The organism is Microbacterium sp. HD4P20 (genome assembly GCF_019449275.2).
In the GTDB taxonomy this organism is placed as follows: Bacteria; Actinomycetota; Actinomycetes; order Actinomycetales; family Microbacteriaceae; genus Microbacterium.
The window spans coordinates 15,516-40,429 of record NZ_JAHZQZ020000010.1 but is presented as its reverse complement, the minus strand read 5'-3'; the positions used below and the strand labels follow the sequence as shown (position 1 = coordinate 40,429).

Below are 24,914 nucleotides of genomic sequence, written 5' to 3'. Positions count from 1 at the left end.
GTTTGCACGACAAAGATGCATTGGAGTTATCGACCGTCGCTGCTTAGCGTGGAGAGGTGACCAACTCAGAGCGTCAGCTGTCCACCACCGTCCTCGTGATCGGCACCGGGGGATCAGGACTGCGAGCCGCCATCGAACTGGCCGAAGCCGGTGTCGACGTGCTGGCCCTCGGCAAGCGACCCAAGTCCGATGCGCACACATCGCTGGCCGCCGGCGGCATCAACGCGGCCCTCGGCACGATGGATGCCGCCGACAGCTGGCAGCAGCACGCAGCCGACACCCTCAAAGAGAGCTACCTGCTCGCCAATCCGCACACGGTCGAGACCGTGACCTCGGGTGCTGCCCGCGGCATCGCCGACCTCGAGCGATACGGAATGCCGTTCGCACGCGAGGAGGACGGCCGCATCTCGCAGCGATTCTTCGGCGCCCACACCTACCGCCGCACCGCCTTCGCCGGCGACTACACGGGGCTCGAGATCCAGCGGACGCTGATCAACCGCGCCGCCCAGCTGCAGGTGCCCATCCTCGACACCGTGTACGTCACCCGCATCCTCGTGAACGACGACGGTGCCGTCTTCGGCGCGTACGGCTTCGATCTCGAGGACGGCACGCGCTACCTCATCCACGCGGATGCCGTGATCCTCGCGGCAGGCGGACACAACCGCATCTGGCGCCGGACGTCGTCGCGACGAGACGAGAACACGGGTGACTCGTTCCGGCTCGCCGTCGAAGCAGGCGGGAGACTGCGCGACCCCGAGCTCGTGCAGTTCCACCCGAGCGGCATCATCGAGCCGGAGAACGCCGCCGGCACTCTGATCTCGGAGGCAGCACGCGGGGAGGGCGGCATTCTGCGCAACGGGCTCGGCGAGCGCTTCATGCACCGGTACGACCCCGAGCGGCTGGAGCTGTCGACCCGCGACCGCGTCGCACTCGCGTGCTACACCGAGATCAAGGAAGGCCGTGGCACGCCGAACGGCGGGGTGTGGCTGGACGTGTCGCACCTGCCGCGCGAGGTGATCATGACCCGCTTGCCCCGCGTGTACCAGACGATGCTCGAGTTGCAGATGCTCGACATCACCCAGGAGCCGATCGAGATCGCGCCGACCGCGCACTACTCGATGGGCGGAGTGTGGGTGCGCTCGTCCGACCACTCCACCGACGTGCCCGGTCTCTACGCGATCGGCGAGGCGTCCTCCGGTCTTCACGGAGCCAACCGCCTCGGCGGCAACTCCCTCATCGAGCTGCTCGTCTTCGGACGCATCGTCGGTGAGGCCGCCGCCGAGTACTCGGCGTCACTTCCCGCGCAGACCCGGTCGAAGGCCGCAGTCGAGAACGCCCGCGCCGAGATCGCGGACCTGCTCGCGGCATCCGGAACCGAGAACGTACGCGCCCTGCAGCGCGCCATCCGCGACACCATGACCGAGCACGCCGGCGTGGTGCGCGACGAACAGGGGCTGCTCACCGGGCTCGCCGAGCTCGACGCGATCGAGGCGCGCATGGCCGACATCGGCGTGCACCCCGACATCGCCGGCTACCACGACCTCGCGCACGCGCTCGATCTGAAGTCCGCGGCCCTGGCGGCGCGCGCCACCCTCGAGGCCGCGCTGGAACGGCGCGAGACACGAGGCTGCCACAACCGCAGCGACTATCCCGACCTCGATCCCGAACTGCAGGTGAACCTCGTGTGGTCGCCTGCGACGGGTGTCGTACGCGAAGAGATCCCGCCGATCCCCGCCCACATCGCCGAGCTCATGCACGAGGTGTCGGTCGCCGGCAAGCTCGTGGAGTAGCTCTTCACGGGCGGTGATGCCGGATGCCGCCACCCGTGGCAGCGGGTCGGCGTCAGGCCGCGGCATCCCACCAGTCCAGCACCCGCGTGCCGATCAGCGTGAGCCAGCGCGACGGCTGCCTCTCGGGGACGTCGACGTCGAACCACGTGCGGCCGGGGAGCGGTGTCGTCTGCAGCCACGTGCCGTCGGCCTGCCGTGCCGCCCGCACGAGCTCGACCGCCTCGGACAGGCGCGGATCGGGAACCGTCTTCTCGACCAGCGAGACGTCGCGGAAGTGATCCAGCGCGGTGAGGGCGCTGTAGCGGTGGCGGTTCGGGTAGACGAAGCGGCTCACGAAGTCACCCACGGGCTGCCCCGTCGTCGCACGGAACATCAAGCGGCGTGAGAGCAGGTACTCCTCGCCGCCGTGGCGGGCATCGCGCATCGAGGTGTCGCCGGTGATCCGCTCGTAGGCGAGGATGCCACGCGCGGCGTTCAGGGTGGAGTGGAAGGACGAGCGCACCGAGTCGCCCTCCTCGGCCTCGCAGTTCCAGCCGCCGTCGGCCAGGCGATGCTCGGGGAACCAGCCGACGAGCCGCGAGACGTCGGCGCCCAGCCACGCCCCGCTCGCGAGCGTGTAGGAGTTGATGCAGACGTCGACCTCGCCGCCCCAGTACGGCAGGTCTTCGTACTCCCACCGGCTGTTCGCGGCGAGCTTGTCGGCGGTTCCGGTGAGGGTTGCGGCATCCACTCCCCACTCGCGGAGGTCCTTCAGCACCCACGTCGTCGCCACCCACGGCTGCCCGGGCTCGTCGGCCTCGGGGCTGCCGAAGAATCCCGCCGGGAAGAACGCACCGCCCGCCCATTGGCCGTCGTCGCCCTGTTCGGCGAGCAGCCGCGCGCCGAAGCCTTCCGTCGCCACCCGCGCCTTGGTCGCCTGCCACACGTCGGGCCCCGCGCCGGCGAGGTCTCGTTCGACCTGCCAGCGCAGGGCGGGGTCCGAGTCGAGCAGCCAGTCGAGCACGCGCTGATCGGTCATGGCGGCAGGGTACCCGCGTGCGCCGACATACGGCATCCCGACGTCGGGGCGGCCTGGGCCTGCCTAAGCGCGGCGGGCAGCCCGCCGACGCGGCGCGAGGGCGACCGCGAACCCGGCGAGGGCGACCGCCGTAGACAGCACGAGCCCCGGGCGGAACGCGTCCAGCATCTGCGCGGCGCTTGCGTCGGCGGTGTGCCCGCCGCCCGCGATGAGCGCCGTCGTCACGGCGAGGACCAGGGCCGCGCCCACCTGCGAGCTGCTCTGCACCAGACCCGCCGCCAGACCCTGCTCGTCGTTGGAGATGCCCGCGGTCGCGCGTTCCTGGATGGCGGGGAAGCCCAGCGCGAACCCGGCGCCCAGCAGCAGCACCGACGGCAGGATGTCGACCACGTAGACCGGGTCTGTTCCCACGCGCAAGAAGAGCAGGTAGCCGAGCGAGAGCGCGCCGAGCGCGACCGTGATGAGCAGCCGCGATCCGATTCGAGCGATCATCCGGTCCGCGAACGGTGCCGTCGCGACCACCACGAGCCCCGCGGGCAGCAGCGCAAGGGCCATGTTCAGGGGCGGCCAGCCGAGCACGGACTGCAGGTAGATCGTGAGGATGAACTGGAAGCTCACGTAGGAGCCGAACAGCGCGATCGCACTGATGTTCGCCCTGGCGACGAAGCCCTCGCGCAGGATGCCGAAGCGGATGAGGGGATGCCGCACCCTCAGCTCGATGATCGCGAACGCGGCGAGCACCAGTGCGGCAGCGGCCAGCCCGACGATCGTCTGGACCGAGCCCCACCCGACCTCGGGCGCTGAGACGACGGTGTAGACGAGGGTGAGCATGCCCACGGCGAGGGTCACGGCACCCCAGACGTCGTGGCCACCGGTCTTCGCGACGCGATCGCGGGGGATGAAGAACATGCCGAGCACCAGCGCTGCGACGGCGAACGGGACCGAGAACAGGAACGTCCAGCGCCAGCTGAGCGAGGTCATGAGACCTCCCACGATGAGGCCGAGCGAGAATCCGCTCGCCGCGAAGGTCGTGAAGATCGAGATGGCGCGGTTGCGCGACGGACCTTCCGCGAAATTGGTCGTGATGAGCGAGAACGCGGCCGGCGCGGTGAAGGCGGCCGCGATGCCCTTGATGAACCTCGAGGCGATCACGATCGACGGATCGCTCACGAGTCCGCCGGCGAGGGATGCCGCGGCGAAGACGGCGAGGGCGATGAGCAGGATCCGCCGGCGGCCGAAGAGATCGGCCAGACGCCCGCCGAGCAGCAGCAGGCTGCCGTAACCGAGTACGTATGCCGACACCATCCACTGCAGCGTGCCGGTCTCGAGCGACAGCTCGGTGCCGATGGCGGGCAGCGCGACGCCGACCATCGAGACGTCGAGCCCATCGAGAGCGATGACGATGCACACGACCAGGAGCAGCAGCCACGTGCGCGTCGTCCAGCGCTGGGAGTCGGGGGCGAGGGTGGGGACCACCCGGAGAGTCGTTGAAGTCACTCGGTCAAGATACATGCTTCGTCATAGGTTGTGTCAACATTGAATTCTTACGCATGCAATGCCACAACATGCGTTTCCGGGTACGATGACGGTATGGCTCAGAGCGATGTGGTGGAGCGATGGCGCTCGCTGCAATCCACCTACCTTTCGACGGCGTCGGCATTGGAGCGGGCCCTCGATGAGCGATGCGATCTGGGGCTGAGCGAGTTCGAGATCCTCGACCTGGTCGCCGCCGACCGGCAGGACCAGTGCTTGATGCGGGATCTCGTGCAGCGCACTCCGATGACCCAGAGCGCGCTGTCGCGCATCGTCGACCGTCTTCAGAAGGCCGGTCTGGTCGAACGCATGGAGTGCGGGTTCGATCGCCGTTCGATGGTCGTCGAGATGACCGACAAGGGCTCCGAGGTGCACGCCGAGGCGCAGCAGGTCTACCGCTCACTGCTCGCCGACGAGCTCGGCTGAGCCTCAGCCTTCCTGGCTCCGCCGCGCGGCACGCTCATGCAGAGCGCGCATCTGCTGCTCGAACGCGGGCACCGGCGCGATCACGTGCACGGCGGGGGCGACGAAGGCGGCGGGGAGCGCGCGCACCGGGCCCACCGGCAGACCCCACGACGCCCGCCAGTCCGCCAGCTGCTCGCTCGATACGGCCGCGACGATCCGGCCGAGTCCGGCCCAGGCGTGTGCCGCCGCGCACATCGGGCAGTGCTCGCCCGAGGTGTAGACCGTCGTCGCGGCGCGCTGCTCGGGCGTCAGGTTCGCGATCGCCCATTGCGCGAGGTGGAGTTCAGGGTGCGCGGTCGGATCGCGGTCGGTCGTCTCGCGGTTCATCGCCTCGGCGAGCGCGACCCCCTCGTCGTCCACCAGCACCGAGCCGAAGGGATCATCGCCCGCTTCGAGCGCACGTTCCGCGAGCTCGACGCACCGCCGGAGGTACTCGTCATCCGGCGGCGTGGTCAGTGGTTCCACAATCGGCCCTTTCTCTTCCTCATGCGCCGTGCCGCGCTCAGTCTTCGGGGTGACCGTCGTAGACGCGGAGCTTGTACTCGGTCGTCTCGAGCGCGACGGTGAGTTCGCGGATCGTTCGCGTGAGTCGGTCGCGCTGGGCGCGCATGATCTGCCGGCGCTCCGGGATGGTCGAAGCCCCTTCCTCGACGAGAGCGATATAGCGGGTGAGATCCCTCATCGTCATGCCGGAGAGCCGCATGCGTGTGAGAAAGACCAGCCGTCGCAGATCGGCCGCACCGTACTCGCGATGCCCGGACGCATTGCGCGGCGGTCGCACCAGGCCCTGCTGCTCGTAGTACCTGAGCGTGTGAGGCGAGACTCCCACGCACTGCGCCGCCGCACCCACCGTCATCGGCGCCGAGACGTCCGCCGCCACATCTTCGAGCGATGTCAGGAGCGCGTCGAGGCCGGCATCCGCAGGCTCGCCCGTGGCGTCGAGAAGGCGTTCGAGGAGGGTTTCGGTGGCCATGGGCGTCATGCTACGGGGGTCAGAACGCGCGTGCGGCAGGAGGCATCCCCGGAAAGTCGGCCGACTCACTCACGCGCGCCCATCTCTCGACGTCGGCAAGGGAACGCGTGTAGGTCCGGGTGAGGTTGCGGACAGCCTCGGCCCCGAGCGGCAGACGCAACGGCGCCTCCGGCCGGGCGAGCATCTCGCGGATCGCCGTCGCCGCGCGCGTCGGGTCTCCTTCCTGTGCACCGTCGGCGTCCGCCATGTTGGCGCGAACCGCCCCGATGACGCCGTCGTATTCGGCGTGCGGGTCGGCGGTGTTCAGCACGCCGGCGGCGTTGAACGCCGTGCGGAAACGACTGGGCTCGACGATCAGCACGCGGATCCCGAACGGGGCGACCTCTCCGGCAAGCGCCTCCGACCACCCCTCGAGGGCGAACTTGCCGGCCGAGTAGCTCCCGACGCCGGGGAACGACATCCGCCCTCCCTGGCTGCTCATCTGCACGATCGCGCCCGAACGCTGCGCGCGCAGGTGCGGAAGGACTGCCCGCACGTAGGCCGCCGGACCGAAGAGGTGCTGGTCGAGCATGTCGCGCAATGCCGCATCCGTCACCTCTTCCGCGGCACCCACCTGGCCGGTGCCCGCGTTGTTGACGAGCACGTCGATGCGGCCGAACGCGTCCATCGCCCGCTCCACCACGGACGCCGCGTCTGCGGAATCGCGCACATCGTGCTCAACCGCGACCATTCGATCCCCGAACCGGCCGATGAGCCCGTCGAACCGGTCGACGCGACGCGCGGTTCCGACGACCCGCTCGCCCGCCGCCAGGGCGGCCTCGGCCAGGGACAGACCCAAGCCTGAGCTCGCACCCGTGATGATCCAGGTCTTCGTCTCGTCGCTCGTCATGCCCCACACGGTAGGGGTTCGAGCGCACTCGAACGCAAGCCGGCGTACTGCCTCGTGGCCGGCGGTCCCTCTCCTTCGGACGATCGGTCGGATGCCGCGGACGGCCGGTCGGGCACAGGCCCCGTCTCGATGCGACGGTGGAACCATGTCCACGACCGCGTCCCTCCCCGTCGTCCCCGCGTCGTCCGTCGAGAAGCTGCGTTACGGCGCGCTGATCGCCATGATGCTGATGAGCTTCCTGCTCGTCACCGCGGAGTTCCTTCCCAACGGCGTGCTCACCGAAATGGCGTCGGGCCTCGGCGTGAGCCCCGGGATGGCCGGGCAGACCGTCACGGTCACGGCCCTGGTCGGTCTCGTCGTGGCCCCGACCGTCGGATTGGTCTTCCCGCGCCTGGATCGCCGTTCGCTGCTCGCGTGGATGGCCGTTGCCGCCGCCGTGTCCAACCTCGTCGTCGCGATCGCCCCGAACCTGGTGATCGTCCTGCTGGCGCGCTTCTTCCTGGGCGCTGCGATCAGTGCGTTCTGGGCGATGTCGATCACGGTCGCGGCGCGCATCGCGGGCCCCGACCGACTCGGACGCGCCGTGATGTTCTCGTCGGCCGGGGCATCGCTCGCCACCGTCGCGGGCGTACCCATCGGCGTCATGCTCAGCACGATGCTCGATTGGCGCGTCGTGTTCGCGCTCGCCGGTGTGGTGACCGGCCTGCTCGCCATCGCGATGCGCCTGCTGCTGCCCTCGGTGCCGCCTGCGCCGGCGTCGAGCTTCGCGATCCTCGCCGACACCGCCCGCAGGCCCGGGATCACGCTCGGCCTCATCGGCCACATCCTCGTCGTGCTCGGCCACTTCCTGGCGTACACCTACATTCGGCTCGCACTCGAGCGCATGCAGATCGGGCAGGAAGCAGCATCGGTGGATGCCGGGACCGTCGTGCTGCTGCTGGCACTGTTCGGCGCCGGCGGGCTGATCGGCAACATCGTCATCGGCATGGTCGTCGACCGATCCTTCGCGTTCTTCGCGGTGCTCACGCCGCTGGTGATCGCCGCCTCGGTGCTGGCGATGCTGCTGCTCTCGGGTTCGGTGGCAGCGATCGCCGTCGTCGCGTTCGTGTGGGGGTTCTTCTTCGCCTCGTGGCTGATCGTGGTCAACACGTGGATCGGGCATCGCATGCCCGACCGCCTCGAGGCCGGCGGCAGCCTCGTCGTGGTGGGCTTCCAGGGCGCCATCGCCATCGCCGCGGCCGTCGGCGGGTTCCTGGTCGACAACGTCGGCGTCGAGCTGGTCTACGTGATCGGCGCGGCGATGCTGGTCGTCGGCGCAGGGCTCTTCGGGGTGTCGAACCGCACCAGAAGCTGACCTTCTGGAATAGGCGCCACCGACCGCACGTTGCGCCTTCGCATGGCGATGGTCGATTCGGATGCCCTGACTCAGGTGCTCTCCTCCGTCGACGTGCGCATGAGCGTGGCCCGTCGTATCGAGCTCGAGCCCGCGGCCGTGCTGCCGATCTCGTCGACCGCGGTGACGCTCGTCTACGTCGCCGAGGGGATCGTGCGCGGGCACCCCCCGTTGGGCGCAGGATGCCGTCTGGACGTCGATCGCTCGTCGCAGCAGATCTCCGCCACGGCCAAGGGCGATCGATCGCGCCTCGTCACGGGGGATGCGCTCATCACGCTCGGCGGACGGCAGTTCCTGCTGGAGCCGGATGCCTCGGCGTCGCTCGTCGTCTTCGAGCTCGAGCTGTCGGACACCGCACGCGGACTGGCCACGGTGCTGCCCGATGTCATCACGGTCACCGACTTCGTCGGCCTCGAGCCGGCCGCGGCCGCTCTCGCGGCCAACATGGGGATGGACGACCCCGCCGCATGCGCGCTGCGCTCGGGCGACCCCGTCATCTGCCGCATGATGGCGACCACCGTCCTCCTCTCGGTGATCCGCGCCTGGGCCGAGAACGGCTGCGCGCCCGAGGGCTGGCCCGCCGGCGCGAAGGATCCGTTCCTCGACCGCGTCGTCGAAGCGATCCACGAACAGCCGGGCCGGGACTGGACCGTCGAGCTGCTCGCGTCGGTAGGGGCCATGTCGCGCTCGGTGTTCGCCGCGCGCTTCCGCGCAACGCTGGGGAGCACACCGGGCAGCTACGTCACCGAGGTGCGGATGAACACCGCCAAGCGGATGCTCGAGTCGGGCTTGCCCGTATCGGCGATCGCGCGCGAGCTCGGGTACGCCTCGGACGAGGGCTTCAGCCGCGCTTTCCGCCGCAGCGTCGGGATGCCACCCTCGATGTGGCGCCAGACTCACAGCGCGCCGGCCCTCGCGTAGACCTTCGTTCACACAGCCTGACGGGTCTGCAGCAGCGGGCATTCGAAGGGATCGCGCTCACCGAGCCCCACCCGGTTGATGTACCGCGTGACGATGGCGTACGACTCCCACAGTCCGGTCTCGGTGTATCGCACGCCGTGGTCGAGGCAGTACTCCTTGATGGTGCGGGATGCCGCCCGCAGGTGCGGGCGCGGCATCGAGGGGAACAGGTGGTGCTCGATCTGGTAGTTCAGCCCGCCCATCCCCACGTCGAGCAGCCGGCTGCCCCGGATGTTGCGACTCATCAGCACCTGTCGGCGAAGGAAATCGAGCTTGACGTCCGCGGGGACGAGCGGCATCCCCTTGTGATTCGGTGCGAATGCCATGCCCATGTAGACGCCGAAGACGCCGAGCTGGACGGCGAGGAACGCGGCCGCGATCCCCGGCGAGAGCACGAGGAACACCAGGACGAGGTATCCGCCGATGCGCAGGGCCAGGAAGACCATCTCGACCGCCCGCCGCCGCAGGGGCGCGCGCTCGAAAACGCGGCGAACGCTCGACGCGTGCAGCGAGAGCCCCTCCAGCAGCAGGATCGGGAAGAAGAAGAGCCCCTGATGCGCCATCACCCACGCCAGTGCTCGTCCGTGTCTGCGCGCGCGCTCGTTCACCTGGTCGGGAGTGAAGGACACGACGGGCAGCTCGATGTCAGGATCGGCCCCGATCTTGTTGGGATTCGCATGATGCCGGGTGTGCTTGTGCTGCCACCACCCGTAGCTCATGCCCACGAGCAGGTTCCCCAGGATCAACGACGTCCAGTCGTTCCATCGACCTGAGACGAAGATCTGCCGGTGAGCAGCGTCATGGCCCAGCATCGCGATCTGCGTGAACAGGACCGCCAATCCCCCCGCGGTCAGCAGCTGCCACCACGTGTCGCCGATCATGATGAAGGCCGAGATCGCAGCCGCCAGCACCACGACCGCACCGATGAGCTTGGTCCAGTAGTAGCCGTAGCGGCGTCGCATCAGCCCGCTCTCACCGATGACCTTCGCGAGTTCGGTGAAGTCGTTGACACCTCGGTCACGACGTGGCGTAACGGGGCGGACGCCCCGGGAGAGTTGGTCGGTCATCGTCTCAGCCCCGATCTTCCGGCCGCACGAGCGTGCGATCCGACGATGCCGGGTCTGGGACATCCCTGTTGCTCAGGCTACGCCCGTGAACCTCAGAAGCAACGGGCTATCGGCGACTTCCCAGTCGACGGGCTGGCGCGGCCGACGGATGCCGGGTGCTCTGGCCTTTCGACCCCAGACCGCGTCTTCGGAAGCTCCGTCCTCTGAGCACGGGGCGTTGCTGATGCGCGAGACTGGATTCCGCCCTGACCCGCGAACGCCCTACCTCGATCGGAAATCCCACATGAGCTGGACGGAACGTCTCGGAGCCTACGGAGTATGGCGAGGAAAGAACGGAATCGACGTCCCGCTCGCACGGACCATCGAACAACTCGGATTCGGCACCATCTGGCAAGGCAGTTCACCAGGATCCGATCTCCGCGCTGCCGAAGACCTGCTTGACGGCACCGAATCCGTCGTCGTCGCGACCGGAATCGTAAACATCTGGAAGTCCGACCCCTCCGAACTCGCCGACTCCTACCACCGGATCGTCTCGCGCCACCCTGGACGCCTCCTCCTGGGTATCGGATCGGGCCACCGAGAGGCGACGCCGCAGCGCACCCGTCCGCTGGACGCGATCTCCCGCTACCTCGACGTTCTCGACGCGGGCGCGGTCCCATCCCATGACCGCGTGATTTCGGCTCTCGGGCCGAAGATGCTCGCCATCGCAGCGGACCGTAGCGCGGGCACGCACCCCTATCTGACCGTGCCGCCCCAAACGCGCGAGGCGAGGGAGGCGCTCGGACCCGGGTCGCTCATCGCGCCGGAGCAGACGGTGGTGGTCGACCCGGATCCGGTCGCGGCCCGGCGAGCGGCGCGCGACTTCTTGCAGGGCTACCTCAGCCTCAGCAATTACAGCCGCACCATGCGGCGGGCCGGCTTCTCGGACGATGACTTCGCAGGCGGAGGCAGTGACCGGCTTGTCGATGCCATCGTCCTGCACGGCGATCCCGCGAGCATCGCCCGGGGCATCCGGGCGCACATCGACGCCGGGGCAGACCATGTCTGCGTGCAGGTGCAACCCATCGAGGGCATCGTCGCCGCGCTGAGCAAGCTCGCCGTCGAACTTCGGCTCACGGGACCCGCCGCCCATCGGTCAATTCCGGAAGGGTGAGGGGACTCCGTGCTCGCCGTCGGGTTCCGGCCACCGACACGACCGAAAGACCTCGAGCTCGATCGCCCCGGCGCGATGGCGCGACACCTCTCGGACCACACGCACGGCTCGCCCCTCGAACCGGTCTGGGATGAGTGGGCCGAGCGTGCCCAGGAGCCGGTGACCAGGCATGCGGCAATGGTCGAGGCTGCCGACGCCTGAAGGTCTTCCCGTCCGGTGACTCAGCGACCCCAGAACGTGTCTTCGGAAGCGCCGTCCTCCGAGAACAGGTGGACCTCGACGATCTTGCCGTCACGGACGGTGAGAAGGTCGATGCCGGCCATATCCATGGCGGCATCCGAGCGGCTTCCGGTGAACCGAACCGGCACCGCGACAAGCTCCCCGTTGACCATCGAGGGCCCCGAGGCGGCGAGTTGGAAGCTCCCCTCGCTGGCCGTCATCATTCCGCTGAGGAGGGCGCCCACTCCCCGGATGCCCCGATGCACGCCCGAGAACTGGTTGGCCCCGGGCTGGTGCCAGATGACCGAGTCGTCGAACTGGGCCATGACGGTCGGGATGTCGCCGCTGGCGAGCGCGTCGAAATAGGTGGCGGCAACGGATGCCGGGGTGTGGTCGGTCATATCGACTCCTTTGGGTTGGTTCTCCTATGGTTCCAATTGGTAACCTGTTACCTCAACGTAACTGTGGAGGTTCGGATGGAGTCGACCACACCGGTCTGGAACGTGATGCTGGCCACGTGCCCGTCGCGCACCTCGCTGGCCAGGATCGCCAACAAGTGGACGGCGATGATCGTCATCGCCCTCAGCGACGGACCCGCCCGCTTCGGGACCATCCGCGACGTCGTCGCCGGAATCAGCGGCAAAGTGCTCTCGTCCACGTTGCGCGACCTCGAGCGCGACGGAATCGTCACACGCACCGCGTACGACGAGATGCCCCCTCGAGTGGAATACGAACTGACTGCACTCGGGCAGACCCTACGTGAGCCCTTGACCGCCCTGGGCGTCTGGGCGGAGCAGCACATCGAGGAAGTGCTGGCTGCTCGAGATTCCTACGACGATCGACCGGTGGCGTAGGGCGGCGGATGCCGGCGCCTGCTTCCGAGGACGCATCGACGCCTGCCCGGGCGCCGGGCGGCGGATGCCGGCGAACGAGCAGCAGGCTCGCGGCGGCGGCGAGGATGACGGTGGCGACGGTGACGATGCCCAGCGGCAGGATGCTGAGAGCGCCGGCGACTCCGACGAACGGGGCGGCGACACCGCCGAATCCGAACCGGACCATGCCCAGCAGGGACGAGCGGCGCGCGTGACCGGTGTGTGGCCACCAGAGCGGGGCCACACACCGGCATCACATCAGCGCGCGGTACGCGTCGGCCGCTTCAGCACGAGGAAGGCTCCCGCCGTCAGGAGAAGAGCTCCTAGTGGCACCATCCACAGCGCCTGGCTCGCACCCGTGGCCGGCAGCATCTTGTCGCCGGTCGCGTCATTCCATCCCGTGGGAGCATCGACGCCGGTCCCGGTGCCGGGCCCTCCTGTGACGGCGTCCGCATCAGCGTCGGTATCTGCACCGGCGTCCGCAGCAGTATTGGCGTCGGTATCCAGGTTGGCGTCGGCGTCCGCATCTGTGTTGACGTCGGCATCTGTGTTGACGTCGGTGTCCGCATTGGCGTCGGTATCCGCATCGGCATCCGCTGCGTCGAGCCCATCAGTTGAACCGTCCGCATCAGTCCCGCTGTCCGCATCCGCATCGGCGTCGGTATCCGCATCGGCATCAGCTGCGTCGAGCCCATCAGTTGAGCCGTCCGCATCTGACGCATCCGCGCCAGCGTCAACGGAGCCATCCGCATCAGTCCCAGCATCAGCATCCGCAGCATCCACGGCACCATCGACAGAACCATCCGCATCAGTCCCACCATCGGCATCCGCAGCATCCACGGCACCATCGACAGAACCATCCGCATCAGTCCCACCATCGGCATCCGCAGCATCCGCAGCATCCACGGCACCATCGACAGAACCATCCGCATCAGTCCCACCATCGGCATCCGCAGCATCCACGGCACCATCGACAGAACCATCCGCATCAGTCCCACCATCGGCATCAGTGGCGCCATCAACAGAACCATCCGCATCGGCATCCGCAGCATCCACGGCACCATCGACAGAACCATCCGCATCAGTCCCACCATCGGCATCCGTGGCGCCATCAACAGAACCATCCGCATCGGCATCCGTTGCCCCATCGGAGTCGGCGTCTGTGGCGTCCGCATCAACTGCGGCATCCGCATCCGTTGCCCCATCGGAATCGGCGTCTGTGGCATCCGCATCAACTGCGGCATCGGCATCCGTTGCCCCATCGGAATCGGCGTCTGTGGCATCCGCATCAACTGCGGCATCCGCATCAACTGCGGCGTCAGCGTCCCCATCGGCCTCTGCATCCACGCCCGGATCGACATCTTCACACCCAGGGAGAGTGAAGATGTTGGTGTCGAGGGTGACGGCTCCGTTGATTGCGAGCGCGCGCCCCTCGACGGTAGTCCCGGTGACGAGGCTGATGGAGGTCAGGGCCATGATGGTTCCGACAAAGTCGGTGCTCGTCCCCAGGGTCGCGGAACTTCCCACCTGCCAGAAGACATTGCACGCCTGCGCCTGATTGATCAGATTCACGGAACTGTCGGTGCCTGTTGTGAGCGTGGATCCGATCTGGAACAGCCATACCGCATCGGGATCGTTCTGGCCGTCCAGCGTCAAGGCGCCGGTCAGCCCGGCCGAGGTCTCAGCGCTATATGCTCCGGCCACGAGCGTCTGCCCGCCCAAGTCGCCCACGATGTCGAAATCCGAGGGTTGACCGGCGGCAACGTTATAGGCGTTGGTCAGGTTGGCTCTGGCGCCCTGCGCGACAGCATCGTTCGCGTGGATCTCCCCGCCTTCCACCAGGCCGGGAGGGAAGCCGGTGATCTCCGTGCCGGGGGCGACACCGAGATCCCCGTAGAGAACACTCGTGCCGGTGTTGGTCACGGTCGAGCCGCCGAGGACGACGAAAGACGCGGCAACACCCAAGCCGGGCGCGGTGGCGGCGTAGGCACTCGGCACCGACACAGCGAATGCTGTGAGCGTGAGACCGATCACCCCGATCGCGGCAGCGGGAGTTCGAAAGCGACGCCCTGGAGTGATCCGGCGGGAGTCAATGGTCGTGTGGGTTCCCATGGGAACCACCTATTCATCCTCCGAGATGCGGAGGAACACAGCCCGAAATGAGCCATCTCAACCGTAGGCGGCGGGCCACGTCACCTCTACGGGCTATCGCCACCGGCCCCGATGCCGTACCGTTGGTCAGCCGCCGGAACGATCCTGAGCGCAGATCCGCAACCGGCGAGCCGGAATCCTCGCGCAGGGGCCTAGGCTCAGAGAGGACGACGACGGAGTCAGTCCGGAAGCTCTCGCCGGGAGCCACGCTCCCAGGGCGTCGGAATGCCCGACACTGCCGCGAAGGAGCACCCATCAAACCGAGGACTCCACTCACCGACGAAGAGCGCACCGTGCTCAACCGAATCAAGCAGAGAAATGATCGGGCAAGACGAGCGGCTCGCACCCCCGCCGAGATCGCTCACGCCCAACGTGAACGCCACCCTGACGGCACCAAACGTTGCCCCGGATGCGCACAAACCCTCTCGCTCGACAGCTTTGCTACCGCGGTCCGCGAGCCCGACGGACTCCGCACCCGCTGCCTCGACTGCCAGCCGAGCCCGCCGGCGGACGCGGCGCCCTGACACGCCTCACGCAAAGCCACCCAGACGGTGGATCAAGGCTCAGAAGAGGCGCAGCGCTGTGCCGAGCGGGCGGCCAGCGACCCCGGTGACCCCGTCAGCGGTTCACGCGGTATCGCACGTGGAGCGCCGTCGCCGTGTCGACGACGCTCAGCCGCTCGAGGGGCAGTTGGCGTTCGGGGGCACCATCGAACAAGGCGGTTCCCGCGCCCAGCAGCACGGGCGCCACATGTAGGGAGATCTCGTCGACGAGTCCAGCGTTCAGGTACTGGCGGATCACGTCGGCTCCTCCCATCACGCAGACAACGTCTCCCGCGGCAGCCATACGAGCTTGGTCGAGAGCCTCTACGATGCCGGTCGTGACGAACTGATACACGCCGCCCTCCGGTGCAGCCGGCGGTGCTTCGTGAGTGATCACGATCACCGGGCGGCGTGCCGGCCCGGTGGGTCCGTCCGCGCCCCACCAGGGGAGGGAGTCATCGAATGTCCGGCGGCCGGTGATGACGGCGCCCAGCCCACCGATGTATTGACCCAGCAGGTTCTGTCCTTCGTCGGATCCCATCCACTCATGCAGGCGCTCGCCACCGGGGCCCATCGGCTCGTCCGGTGTCCGGCCGGCGGCAGCGACGTAGCCGTCGAGAGAGATGCTGATGTCAGCGACCAGGATGCTCATGTTGTGTCCTTTCGAAGCCGCGCAGGCCTATCCCGCGCGTCTCCTGATACAACGTCGACGGTGTGGTGAACTCATCGGTCCTACGGATTGTTGTTCGCGACCTGCCCCCGTTTCTCGCTAGGACCCTCAGAGTTCGAGCGGGAGGTCGAGCCAGGCGAACACGACGCGCTCGAACGTCGTGATCTCCGCGACGAGGTCGTCCTCGACTCTCAAGACGTCGAGCTTGAAGGCCTTGAATCGTTCTTCGCCGGGCGGACGTAGGTAGCAGGCGGCCGCCGGCATGCGGTTCACCGACGTCGGGAGCAGCTTCCACTCGCCCAGGCCACCCGGCCCGAAGGCCTTCTCATGCAGGGGCGCGAGTGCCTCCCAGCCCTCGAAGCAGATGGGCTGGGGAGGCATCGTCACACGGACGTCGTCCCGGACCAGAGCGGCCATTGCTGCCGGATCCGGGTTCTCGTGGAGAGCGATGTACCGACCCAGCAGGGCGCGCTCCTCCGCGCTTAGACCGGCCCGTCGCTCGTTGTCCGGCTCCGGCCGATGCCGTTGCATGGTCGCCCGCGCACGCTGGAGCGCGCTGTTCACGGCGGGAACGCTGGTGTCGAGGATGTCGGCGGCTTCGGCCGCGGACCATCCGATGACGTCACGCATGATCAGGACTGCCCGCTGTTGCGCCGGCAGCAATTGGAGCGCGGCGACGAAGGCCAACTCGATCGTGTCGCGCGCGGCGACAATCTCATCGGGTGTCCGCTCCGACGGGGCGAGGGCGTCCAGAAGGTGATCCGGGTACGGCTGGAGCCACGGGGTGTCGGCGAGCGAGTGGATCTGCGGTGTGCGCTTCCGGCGCCGCAGCTCGTCCAGGCAGACGTTGGTCGCGATGCGGTAAAGCCAGGCGCGCAGGTTGTCGCCGCGATCGAACGAAGCGCGATTGACCCAGGCCCGGACTATGGCGTCCTGGACGGCGTCCTCGGCCTCCTCGAATGATCCGAGCAGCCGGTAGCAGTGGACGTGCAGTTCTCGCCGGTGTCGTTCGACGGCACGTTCCAACCCGGCTTGATCGACGAGATCGGTCGCCATGACTACCTTCCTCAAGTCGGATCGTCGTTGGCCGTGTTGCCCGTGGGAGGGACAGCGGTCCTCATATGGAACTCGATCCACCGGCGCCTGACTGGCACTCAGCGAACCCGTGTCGTCGAGGCCCGGGGTACCAGGCTGGGAAATGCGAGCCGTACGGCCGCATTCCCGCTCGATGGCTCGTGAAGTAGATCGAAGGCCGTCGCGGCGATCTGGTCGAAGGGCACTCGGACGGACGTCAACGGAACGGATAGGCGACTGGCGAGTGGGATGTCGTTGTAGCCGACGATCGACACATCCGCACCGATCGTCAAGCCGACGCTGTTGGCCGCGGTGATCACGCCTAGTGCGATGTTGTCGTTGGCGGCGAAGATCGCCGTAGGCGGGCTTGTCTGGCCGAAAAGGTACGCACCTGCGACCACACCGTCGTCGACACCGTAGCCACCGGACACAACCCGCCGCGGATCGAGCTCCAGGCCTGCTTCGGCTACGGCGCGCCGAGCGCCTGCGAGGCGGGATCGTGCGCTGGAGGTGAAGTCCGGCCCCGTGACGACGGCGATCTCGCGGTGGCCGAGATCGACGAGATGCCGCACGGCGAGGTACCCGCCCATCTCGTCATCTCCGAGCGATGAAGGGCTCACCCCGTCGGTGCGGAGGACGAGTACATGAGGGATGCCACGTTCCCGCAGCGACGCGGGCAGCTTGTCGTCGAGACGGGCGGTGGCGAGCACGACGGCGTCCACTCCCCGGTCGAGCAGAGTCTCTGTCGCACGCCGCTCGTCGTCCGGTTCGTCGCCGGCCGTGGCGACGACGGCGAAGTACCCGCGTGATCGGGCGACGCGTTCGATCGCCTCGAACATGAGCGCCATCACCGTGTCCGACAGTCGGGGCACGAGAACGCCGATCGTGCCCGTCGCACCGCGGCGGAGGCCGGAGGCGGCGGCGTTGCGGCGATAGCCCAGCGAGTCGGCGGTCTGCCTCACCCGATCGGCCGTTGCCGAGCGCGAGTTCGGCGTGCGGTCGTCGAGGATCCGGCTGACGGTCGAGATGCTCACTCCCGCGGCTTCCGCGACGTCGCGAAGGGTCACTGAGCGCCTCTCCGCCACTGTCACCTCCGATACATGCTGTGGCGAGTCTATTGCGCTGGCTCGTTGCGCACCGCGGGCGGCGTCCAGAACCAATTTCGCTGGAGGAGTTGACATAGGCGCATCTTGTTCGCATACTTGCAATCGTTCCTGCAAACGTTCCCGATAACGTTCTCATCTGCGTTGGACCCCGACGAAGCGAAACTAGGAAGGCAGATCATGACTCTCGACATCCGCGGACTGAACCCCGCTCCCGTCACCCCGTTCACCGAAGACGGCGACGTCGACTACGCGGCCATCGAGCGGCTGGGCTCCTGGCTGGGCTCGATCGCCGGCGTCAAGAGCCTCGTCGTGCTCGGCCACGCCGGCGAGGGGACCTTTCTCACCGACGACGAGCAGCTCGATGTCATCCGCGCGTTCGTCGCGTCGACCGATGGCCGCGTGCCCGTCATCGCCGGAATCACCAAAGAGGGCAACAAGACTGCGGCGCTCGAGGCGAAGGCCGCTGTCGGTGCCGGAGCCGCGGCCGGTCTCGTCTACCCCTCGCACGGCTGGCTCCGCTTCGGGTATCAGAAGGGTGCCCCACAGACCCGGTACCAGGAGATCTACGACGAATCCGGGCTGCCCCTCATCCTGTTTCAGTACCCCGACAACACCAAGGCCAGCTACGACCTCGATACGCAGATCGAGATCGCCGGGCAGGAGGGCGTGTTCGCCACGAAGAACGGCGTCCGCAACATGCGCCGCTGGTACACCGATATCCCCGCGCTCCGTGCCGCGTACCCCGACCTGCAGATCCTTTCGTGCCATGACGAGTATCTCCTTCCCACGATGTTCGATGTCGACGGGCTCCTGGTCGGGTACGGCAACATTGCGCCTGAACCGCTGGTCGAGCTCATCGCCGCCGGCAAGTCCAAGGACTACGCAGCGGCGCATGCGATCCATGAGCGCCTGCTGCCAGTGACCAAGAGCGTCTACCACCGCGGGTCTCACATGGAGGGGACTGTCGCACTCAAGTGGGGCCTGGTCAACCGCGGCATCCTCGACCACGCGACCGTCCGCACCCCGCTGCTCCCGCTGCCCGACGGCGCGCCGGCCGAGATCGCCGCGGCGTTCGCGTCGGCCGGCCTCGGCACGGTCGCCGTGCCGGCCTGACGATTCGACGGGGCGGCGGCCGAGGTGGCCGCCGCCCCCTGTGCACCACCCGCCACCGAGCGGTACCCAGTCAATGACGACTGGCGGCCCTGCCGCCCTCCAATGAAGGAGACCCACCATGAGCGAGCGCACCACCCGTCACACCTCCACAACCCCCGGCACTGGCTACGGCCGCGTCTCGACTGAGACGATGAAGAGCATCGTCGACACGCGTAGGACACGCCGCAGCTTCTGGCAGCACCTGGCCCTCATCGGGCCCGCCTTCGTCGCGGGGGCCTGGCAGTTCGGCCCCGGCAACCTCACCACCGCCGTCCAGGCGGGAAGCGGCTACCAGTTCGCCTTGATCTGGGTCATCGTCGTCTCGACGATCCTCATGATCTTCCTCACGGACATGAGCGTCAGGCTCGGCATCAGATCCCCGGTGTCACTGATCGCCTCGATCAAGGACCACCTTGGAAAGTGGGTCGGGGTCCTCGCCGGAGTCGGCATCTTCCTCATCACCCTCTGCTTCTCCGTCGGCAACGCGGTCGGATCCGGCCTCGGTCTGTCGATGCTCTTCGGCGGCAGCCCTGTCATGTGGACGATCGTCTGCACGGTCGCCGTTGCCACGCTGCTGCTCCTGCGCAACGTCTATCGGGTCATCGAGAAGGTCCTCGTCGCGATGGTGGCGCTGATGGCGATCGCGTTCATCGTTTCGGCGTTCCTCTCCAACCCGTCGTGGGCGGCTGCGGCATCGGGTCTCATCCCGACCGTCCCTGACGGCTCCTGGCTGCTGGTTGTCGCGCTGGTCGGAACGAACTTCTCGATCAATGCTGCGTTCTACACGTCGTACGGGACCAAAGAGCGTGGCCGCACTAAGGCCGACTACCGCGACGTCACAATCGTCGACACCATCCCGGGCATCGTCGCCCCGGGGATAATGACGGCGCTCGTGATCGTTGTCGCCGCGGCCGTCCTCGGCAAGACCGGCGAAGCCGCATCCACGATCGTCGCCCTCGCGGGAGTGTTCGAGCCCCTCGCGGGGCCGATCGGGTCCACGATCTTCGCCATCGGATTCTTCGGTGCCGCCTTCTCCTCCATGATCGCCAACGCGACCGCCGGCGGCACGATGCTCTCGGATGGACTCGGGCGCGGCGCCTCATCGAGCTCGCCGACCGCGAAGGTCATCAGCGCCAGCATCCTTGCCTTCGGCATCATCGTCACACTCATCTTCCAGGCGTCCCCCATTGAGCTGATCGTCATCGCTCAAGCGCTCACGATCTTCGTTGCGCCGGTTCTCGCGGCGCTCATCATCATCATGGCCAACCGGCCCTCGCTGATGGGCGACATGAAGAACCATTGGTGGCAGAACGCGCTGGGGATCGTCGGCCTCATGGCTGTGCTCGCACTGTCGATTCGCCTGTTCGTCACGCTGTTCCTCGTCGGCTGAGAACCCGGCTCACGATCGGCCCCTCGGATGCCACCCGTCCGAGGGGCTCATCGATCTTGCGCCATGATCAACACACCGACGTCAGCGCGCGATCTCGCCGAACGGGTGCTGAACGGCCTCCTCGTGCGTAACGTCCGCATGGATGAAAACGGGAGGATTCGCAGGCCGTGGATCCGCGCCCGCCGTCGGTCCGCCGGCGAGGTGAAATCGATCGTCATTGGCTTCATCGGTTTGGTATGCGTGGTAATGGCGGCGTCAGCGAGTGCGACGTAGTGAAGGCGACGTCACGCTCGCTGCTCAGAAGGGGTAGCGAGCGATGCCGGCCTGCACAGTCACCCACTGCGTCTCGGTGAACGCCTCGATGTTCGCCTCGTGTCCACCGAAGCGCGCCCCGTGCCCGAGCACCCCGCGCGTCCGAGCGGTCACTGTCGATGACCGGCTAATGGAAAAACCCCTGATGAATCAGGGGTTTCTCTGGCGGTGACGGTGGGATTTGAACCCACGGTAGGGGGTTACCCTACACAACTTTTCGAGAGTTGCACCTTCGGCCGCTCGGACACGTCACCGCCGTCGAGTTTACGACACACCGCGCGATGCCGCGAATCCGGGGCGGCGCGGTCGATGGGCGCCTCGAATTCGGTCGCAACGACCCCGGGGTCGGAGGGCGGGTCTACGGTGATCCCGTGGCCGAAAACCCCCTCGCGACGACGTCGCGCATGACGGCGACGCAGCGCTCCGTGCTGTGGATCGCGATCCTGGCCTCGTTCGTGGCGTTCCTCGACGGCACCGTCGTGAACGTCGCGCTGCCCGCGATCAGCGATGAGCTCGGCGGCGGCCTCACCACACAGCAGTGGGTCGTCGACGCCTACCTGATCACCCTCGGCGCGCTCATCCTCGTCGCGGGATCGGTGAGCGACGCCTACGGACGCGTCCTGGTGCTGCGCATCGGGCTGATCGGATTCGGCATCGCGTCGGTGGCGATCGCGGCTGCCCCGACGGCGGAGTTCCTCATCGTCGCGCGCGCGGTGCAAGGCGCAGCCGGCGCGTTCCTGGTCCCGAGCTCACTCGCCCTCATCACCTCGAACTTCACCGGGGCGGCGCAGGGCCGCGCGATCGGCACCTGGACCGCGATGACCACGACCGCGATGATCGTCGGGCCGCTCATCGGCGGCGTCTTCGTCGACCTGCTGTCGTGGCGGCTGGTGTTCCTCATCAACGTCCTCCCGATCGCGGCGACACTGGTGCTCCTGGCACGGGGCGGCATCCGCGACGTTCGCCAACCGGATGCCTCGATCGACTGGCTCGGGGCGATCCTCTGCACGCTCGGCCTCGGGGCAATGGTGTTCGCGCTCATCGAGCAGCCGAACCTCGGCTGGGGCTCCCCCGCGATCTGGATCCCCCTCCTCGCCGGCATCGCCCTGTTCGCCGGCTTCATCCTGCGGCAGCGGTTCGCGCGCAGCCCGATCCTGCCGCTCGACCTGTTCCGTGTGCGCAACTTCTGGACGGGCAACATCGCGACGCTCTTCATCTACGCCGCACTGTCGCTCAACGGCTTCGTGGTGGTCGTGTACCTGCAGCAGGGCGCCGGGCTGCCCGCGACACTAGCCGGCCTCGCGAGTCTTCCGATGACGATCCTCCTCATCCTCTTCAGTTCCAGAGCCGGCGCGCTCAGCGGCCGCTGGGGTCCACGTCTGTTCATGACGATCGGCCCGATCACGATGGGCATCGGCGCCCTGCTCCTGCTCACCGTGGCCGGTGACTTCTCCTACTGGTGGCAGGTGCTGCCCAGCATGATCGTCATGGGCATCGGTTTGGCGCTCACGGTGGCGCCGCTGACATCCGCGATCCTCGGCGCGATCGAATCCGAGCGATCCGGCATCGCCTCTGCCGTCAACAACGCCGTCGCGCGCGTCGCGGGCCTGGTGGCGATCGCGGCGCTCGCGGCCATCGTCGGCGGTTCACTCGACCTCGACGGCTTCCACCGGGCCGCCATCGTCACGGCGGTGCTCATGATCGCGGGCGGGATCACGAGCTTCTTCGGGATTCGCAATCCAGCGCGCACGGACGCCGACGATCGCCAGCCCTGACCAACGGTGACGGATGCCGCGACCGCAGCGCGACCGGTCGTCCGAGATCATCGAAACCACTGCGAGACTTGCAGCATGCCCGTGATCGAGAACTCCAAAGTCACCATCGTCGGAGCCGGCAGCGTCGGATCCAGCGCGGCGTACGCGGCGCTGATCCGCGGATCGGCCCGGCACGTCGCGCTGTACGACATCGCTACCGAGAAGGTCGATGCCGAGGTGCTCGACCTCGCCCACGGCACGCAGTTCACCGGCTCGAGCGACATCACAGGCGGCAGCGACCTCTCGGTCGTCCAGGGCTCGCATGTTGTCGTGATCACGGCGGGTGCCAAGCAGGATCCGGGCCAGACCCGCATCGAGCTGGCCGGCGTCAACGCGGGGATCATGCGCAAGATGATGCCGCAGCTGCTCGAGGCCGCCCCCGACGCCGTGTTCGTCATCGTCACCAACCCGTGCGATGTGCTGACGGTCCTCGCCCAGGAGGAGACTGGGCTGCCGCCAGAGCGCATCTTCGCGTCGGGTACCGTGCTCGACACGTCGCGGCTGCGGTGGAAGCTCGCCGAGCGCGCCGGCGTCTCGACGTCGAGCGTTCATGCCTACATCGTCGGCGAGCATGGCGACACCGAGTTTCCGCTGTGGTCCAAAGCGACGATCGGCACCGTGCCGATCCTCGACTGGGTGACACCGCGCGGCGACCGTATGACGGCGGACGAGCTCGACCAGATCGCGGTCGACGTGCGCGACGCCGCCTACAAGGTGATCCAGGGCAAGGGCGCGACCAATTACGCGATCGGACTCTCGAGCGCCCGCATCATCGAGGCCATCCTGAACGACGAGCACGCGGTCATGCCGGTCTCGCCAGTGCTGCGCGACTTCCATGGTGTCGACGGCGTCGCACTGTCGGTGCCGTCGGTGGTCAGCGCCACCGGGGCGGTGCCGGTGCGCGAGACGCAGTTCGACGAGCAGGAGCTCGAGCTGTTCCACCGCTCGGCAACGGCATTGCGTGAGGTCGCCGCGTCGCTGCGGCACTGACCGGCTCGGCGCCAGGGGCGCCCGGGAGCGCCCGGGAGCGCCCGGATCTCGCGCGTGTACCTGCGCGCCCTTCTGCCGCATAGACCGGCGACCTAGGTCCCCTGTGCCGCCGACGTGCGCGCGATAGCATCGCCTGGAATCCACGACTCGGGGGTCCTCGTGCGCACACACACTCTTACATCCGGCATGCGTCTCGGCGCGCTCGCGCTCGCACTGGCAGCGGCGATGGCGGTGACCGGATGCTCCGGCGCCGCGCCGGCAGCCACGCCCGCGCCCACCGCGACCGGGGCAGCCCCGGACTTTCCCGCGGACACCGCAGCGGCGCTCCAGGCCGCCTTGGACGACACCCGTGGCGACGAGTTCGCCGGGGTGATCGCCCGGGTCATCACACCGGAGGGCACGTGGACGGGCACGTCGGGGACGGCCGCCCCCGACGGCGAGACCGCACCGTCACCCGACGACCGCACGCGCATCGGCAGTCTGACCAAGACGATGACCGCCACCATCCTCCTGCAGCTCGTCGAGGAAGGTCTCGTGTCCCTCGACGACCCGATCTCGCAGTACGTTCCCGACTCACCCAACGGCGCGGCGACGCTGCGGCAGCTCGCCGACATGACCAGCGGCATCCCGTCGTACTCGCTCGACCCCGACTGGCAGGACAAGTACTTCGGCGACCCGTTCCTCCTCTTCGCCCCGCAGGAGCTGGTGGACGCTGCCAAGACGCTCCCGGTGGACGGTGCACCGGGCGAGGTGTGGAAGTACTCGAACACGAACTATGTGCTGCTGGGGATGGTGATCGAGCAGGTTCTCGAGCAGCCGATCGCCGAAGTGTTCGCCGAGCGACTGTTCGAGCCGCTGAGCATGGTCGACACGGTGTACCCCGGCAGCTCGGCCGGGATCGACCAACCCCACCTCGTCGGACTGACGAACCAGCGCAATCCGGGCGGACCGGCGGAGGATGCCACCGAGTGGAGCCCGTCCTTCGCATCGACAGCCGGCGAGGTGGTGTCGACCCTCGATGACCTCACCCTCTGGGCCCACGCACTCTTCACCGGGGAGGGCGTCCTCGACGATGAGACCCAGCAGCTGCGCCGTGACTCGATCCTGTCGTCGCCTGCACCGAACGACGCCGAGTCCGGCTACGGCATCGGCTGGGGCGAGCGCGCTGACGGCTGGTGGGGTCACTCGGGCACCATCCCCGGATTCACGACCTCGGTCTTCCACAGCTACGACGAGAACGCCACGATCGTGGTGGTCGCGAACACCGATGCGCCCCTCGCTTCGGGCGAGGTACCGGCGCCTGCCGTGTTCGAGGCTCTCGCAGCGGCGCTGGGCTGACGCGCACCCCGCGATGAGAGTGGACGGATGCCGTCGCCGGCGG

At 67.9% G+C, this 24,914-nt stretch carries 25 protein-coding genes and 1 tRNA gene; 13 read left to right on the top strand and 13 right to left on the bottom strand.

Annotated elements, in window-relative coordinates; translation table 11 throughout:
- The first annotated feature begins 56 nt into the window (after positions 1 to 56).
- Complete coding sequence (locus tag K0817_RS02400) at positions 57 to 1,790, top strand: FAD-dependent oxidoreductase (protein ID WP_219979766.1); 1,734 nt, start codon at positions 57 to 59, stop codon at positions 1,788 to 1,790.
- A 52-nt stretch (positions 1,791 to 1,842) separates the two neighbouring features.
- On the opposite strand, the gene K0817_RS02395 is transcribed toward K0817_RS02400, so the two are convergent.
- Together K0817_RS02395 and K0817_RS02390 are read right to left on the bottom strand one after the other, a co-directional pair.
- On the bottom strand, positions 1,843 to 2,808 hold the full coding sequence (locus K0817_RS02395) for a squalene cyclase (RefSeq protein ID WP_219979765.1): 966 nt from the start codon (positions 2,806 to 2,808) through the stop codon (positions 1,843 to 1,845).
- Between the two features lie 63 nt (positions 2,809 to 2,871).
- On the bottom strand, positions 2,872 to 4,305 hold the full coding sequence (locus K0817_RS02390; RefSeq protein ID WP_253735130.1) for an MFS transporter: 1,434 nt from the start codon (positions 4,303 to 4,305) through the stop codon (positions 2,872 to 2,874).
- Positions 4,306 to 4,398: 93 nt separating this feature from the next.
- Here K0817_RS02390 and K0817_RS02385 point away from each other — a divergent pair, with 93 nt between their 5' ends.
- Positions 4,399 to 4,767 (top strand): MarR family winged helix-turn-helix transcriptional regulator, encoded by a 369-nt coding sequence (locus tag K0817_RS02385; protein ID WP_219979763.1) that lies wholly within the window; start codon positions 4,399 to 4,401, stop codon positions 4,765 to 4,767.
- A 3-nt stretch (positions 4,768 to 4,770) separates the two neighbouring features.
- On the opposite strand, the gene K0817_RS02380 is transcribed toward K0817_RS02385, so the two are convergent.
- The 3 genes from K0817_RS02380 to K0817_RS02370 are packed head-to-tail and all read right to left on the bottom strand — an operon-like array spanning position 4,771 to position 6,668.
- On the bottom strand, positions 4,771 to 5,271 hold the full coding sequence (locus tag K0817_RS02380) for a nucleoside deaminase (RefSeq protein WP_253735129.1): 501 nt from the start codon (positions 5,269 to 5,271) through the stop codon (positions 4,771 to 4,773).
- A 37-nt stretch (positions 5,272 to 5,308) separates the two neighbouring features.
- Positions 5,309 to 5,779 carry a MerR family transcriptional regulator gene (locus K0817_RS02375; RefSeq protein WP_219979762.1) on the bottom strand — a complete coding sequence of 157 codons (471 nt, stop codon included), beginning with the start codon at positions 5,777 to 5,779 and terminating at the stop codon, positions 5,309 to 5,311.
- A gap of 19 nt (positions 5,780 to 5,798) precedes the next feature.
- The gene (locus tag K0817_RS02370) at positions 5,799 to 6,668 is read right to left on the bottom strand and encodes an SDR family NAD(P)-dependent oxidoreductase (protein WP_219979761.1); all 870 of its coding nucleotides are present in this window, start codon (positions 6,666 to 6,668) and stop codon (positions 5,799 to 5,801) included.
- A gap of 145 nt (positions 6,669 to 6,813) precedes the next feature.
- Between K0817_RS02370 and K0817_RS02365 the strand changes: the two genes are divergently transcribed.
- Positions 6,814 to 8,022, top strand: coding sequence for an MFS transporter (locus K0817_RS02365; RefSeq protein WP_219979760.1), 1,209 nt, complete (start codon positions 6,814 to 6,816; stop codon positions 8,020 to 8,022).
- A 42-nt stretch (positions 8,023 to 8,064) separates the two neighbouring features.
- The gene (locus K0817_RS02360) at positions 8,065 to 8,982 is read left to right on the top strand and encodes a helix-turn-helix domain-containing protein (protein ID WP_219979759.1); all 918 of its coding nucleotides are present in this window, start codon (positions 8,065 to 8,067) and stop codon (positions 8,980 to 8,982) included.
- A gap of 8 nt (positions 8,983 to 8,990) precedes the next feature.
- Here the strand turns inward: K0817_RS02360 and K0817_RS02355 are convergent, their stop codons facing one another.
- On the bottom strand, positions 8,991 to 10,088 hold the full coding sequence (locus K0817_RS02355; protein WP_219979758.1) for an acyl-CoA desaturase: 1,098 nt from the start codon (positions 10,086 to 10,088) through the stop codon (positions 8,991 to 8,993).
- A gap of 283 nt (positions 10,089 to 10,371) precedes the next feature.
- On the opposite strand from K0817_RS02355, the gene K0817_RS02350 reads away from it, so the two are divergent.
- Together K0817_RS02350 and K0817_RS02345 are read left to right on the top strand one after the other, a co-directional pair.
- The gene (locus tag K0817_RS02350) at positions 10,372 to 11,241 is read left to right on the top strand and encodes a TIGR03620 family F420-dependent LLM class oxidoreductase (RefSeq protein ID WP_253735128.1); all 870 of its coding nucleotides are present in this window, start codon (positions 10,372 to 10,374) and stop codon (positions 11,239 to 11,241) included.
- Positions 11,242 to 11,250: 9 nt separating this feature from the next.
- Positions 11,251 to 11,442, top strand: a complete 192-nt coding sequence (locus K0817_RS02345; protein ID WP_253735127.1) for a hypothetical protein — start codon at positions 11,251 to 11,253, stop codon at positions 11,440 to 11,442.
- A 20-nt stretch (positions 11,443 to 11,462) separates the two neighbouring features.
- Here the strand turns inward: K0817_RS02345 and K0817_RS02340 are convergent, their stop codons facing one another.
- Entirely contained in the window at positions 11,463 to 11,861 is a 399-nt protein-coding gene (locus K0817_RS02340; RefSeq protein WP_219979756.1) for a nuclear transport factor 2 family protein, read from the bottom strand.
- A gap of 75 nt (positions 11,862 to 11,936) precedes the next feature.
- Here K0817_RS02340 and K0817_RS02335 point away from each other — a divergent pair, with 75 nt between their 5' ends.
- The gene (locus K0817_RS02335) at positions 11,937 to 12,314 is read left to right on the top strand and encodes a helix-turn-helix domain-containing protein (RefSeq protein ID WP_219979755.1); all 378 of its coding nucleotides are present in this window, start codon (positions 11,937 to 11,939) and stop codon (positions 12,312 to 12,314) included.
- A gap of 276 nt (positions 12,315 to 12,590) precedes the next feature.
- On the opposite strand, the gene K0817_RS02325 is transcribed toward K0817_RS02335, so the two are convergent.
- From K0817_RS02325 to K0817_RS02310, 4 genes are all read right to left on the bottom strand, one after another.
- Entirely contained in the window at positions 12,591 to 14,444 is a 1,854-nt protein-coding gene (locus tag K0817_RS02325) for an ice-binding family protein (protein WP_219979754.1), read from the bottom strand.
- Between the two features lie 657 nt (positions 14,445 to 15,101).
- A complete protein-coding gene (locus K0817_RS02320) occupies positions 15,102 to 15,677 on the bottom strand; it encodes a dihydrofolate reductase family protein (protein WP_219979753.1) in 576 nt (191 codons plus the stop codon).
- A gap of 126 nt (positions 15,678 to 15,803) precedes the next feature.
- Positions 15,804 to 16,751, bottom strand: coding sequence for an RNA polymerase subunit sigma-70 (locus tag K0817_RS02315; RefSeq protein WP_219979752.1), 948 nt, complete (start codon positions 16,749 to 16,751; stop codon positions 15,804 to 15,806).
- A 98-nt stretch (positions 16,752 to 16,849) separates the two neighbouring features.
- Entirely contained in the window at positions 16,850 to 17,836 is a 987-nt protein-coding gene (locus K0817_RS02310) for a LacI family DNA-binding transcriptional regulator (protein WP_253735126.1), read from the bottom strand.
- Between the two features lie 216 nt (positions 17,837 to 18,052).
- Between K0817_RS02310 and K0817_RS02305 the strand changes: the two genes are divergently transcribed.
- The 3 genes from K0817_RS02305 (at position 18,053) to K0817_RS02295 (ending at position 20,690) form a co-directional block, all read left to right on the top strand.
- Positions 18,053 to 18,988 (top strand): dihydrodipicolinate synthase family protein, encoded by a 936-nt coding sequence (locus K0817_RS02305; protein WP_219979750.1) that lies wholly within the window; start codon positions 18,053 to 18,055, stop codon positions 18,986 to 18,988.
- A gap of 118 nt (positions 18,989 to 19,106) precedes the next feature.
- Positions 19,107 to 20,417 carry an Nramp family divalent metal transporter gene (locus K0817_RS02300; RefSeq protein ID WP_219979749.1) on the top strand — a complete coding sequence of 437 codons (1,311 nt, stop codon included), beginning with the start codon at positions 19,107 to 19,109 and terminating at the stop codon, positions 20,415 to 20,417.
- 63 nt (positions 20,418 to 20,480) lie between these two features.
- A complete protein-coding gene (locus tag K0817_RS02295; RefSeq protein WP_219979748.1) occupies positions 20,481 to 20,690 on the top strand; it encodes a hypothetical protein in 210 nt (69 codons plus the stop codon).
- A gap of 24 nt (positions 20,691 to 20,714) precedes the next feature.
- On the opposite strand, the gene K0817_RS18445 is transcribed toward K0817_RS02295, so the two are convergent.
- Both K0817_RS18445 and K0817_RS02290 read right to left on the bottom strand, forming a co-directional pair.
- On the bottom strand, positions 20,715 to 20,843 hold the full coding sequence (locus K0817_RS18445) for a hypothetical protein (protein ID WP_301339624.1): 129 nt from the start codon (positions 20,841 to 20,843) through the stop codon (positions 20,715 to 20,717).
- Positions 20,844 to 20,892: 49 nt separating this feature from the next.
- Positions 20,893 to 20,983, bottom strand: a tRNA-Ser gene (locus tag K0817_RS02290).
- Between the two features lie 150 nt (positions 20,984 to 21,133).
- Between K0817_RS02290 and K0817_RS02285 the strand changes: the two genes are divergently transcribed.
- The 3 genes from K0817_RS02285 (at position 21,134) to K0817_RS02275 (ending at position 24,871) form a co-directional block, all read left to right on the top strand.
- A complete protein-coding gene (locus K0817_RS02285) occupies positions 21,134 to 22,504 on the top strand; it encodes an MFS transporter (protein ID WP_253735148.1) in 1,371 nt (456 codons plus the stop codon).
- A 75-nt stretch (positions 22,505 to 22,579) separates the two neighbouring features.
- The gene (locus K0817_RS02280) at positions 22,580 to 23,533 is read left to right on the top strand and encodes an L-lactate dehydrogenase (RefSeq protein ID WP_219979746.1); all 954 of its coding nucleotides are present in this window, start codon (positions 22,580 to 22,582) and stop codon (positions 23,531 to 23,533) included.
- 159 nt (positions 23,534 to 23,692) lie between these two features.
- Positions 23,693 to 24,871 carry a serine hydrolase domain-containing protein gene (locus K0817_RS02275; RefSeq protein WP_219979745.1) on the top strand — a complete coding sequence of 393 codons (1,179 nt, stop codon included), beginning with the start codon at positions 23,693 to 23,695 and terminating at the stop codon, positions 24,869 to 24,871.
- Positions 24,872 to 24,914 lie beyond the last annotated feature (43 nt).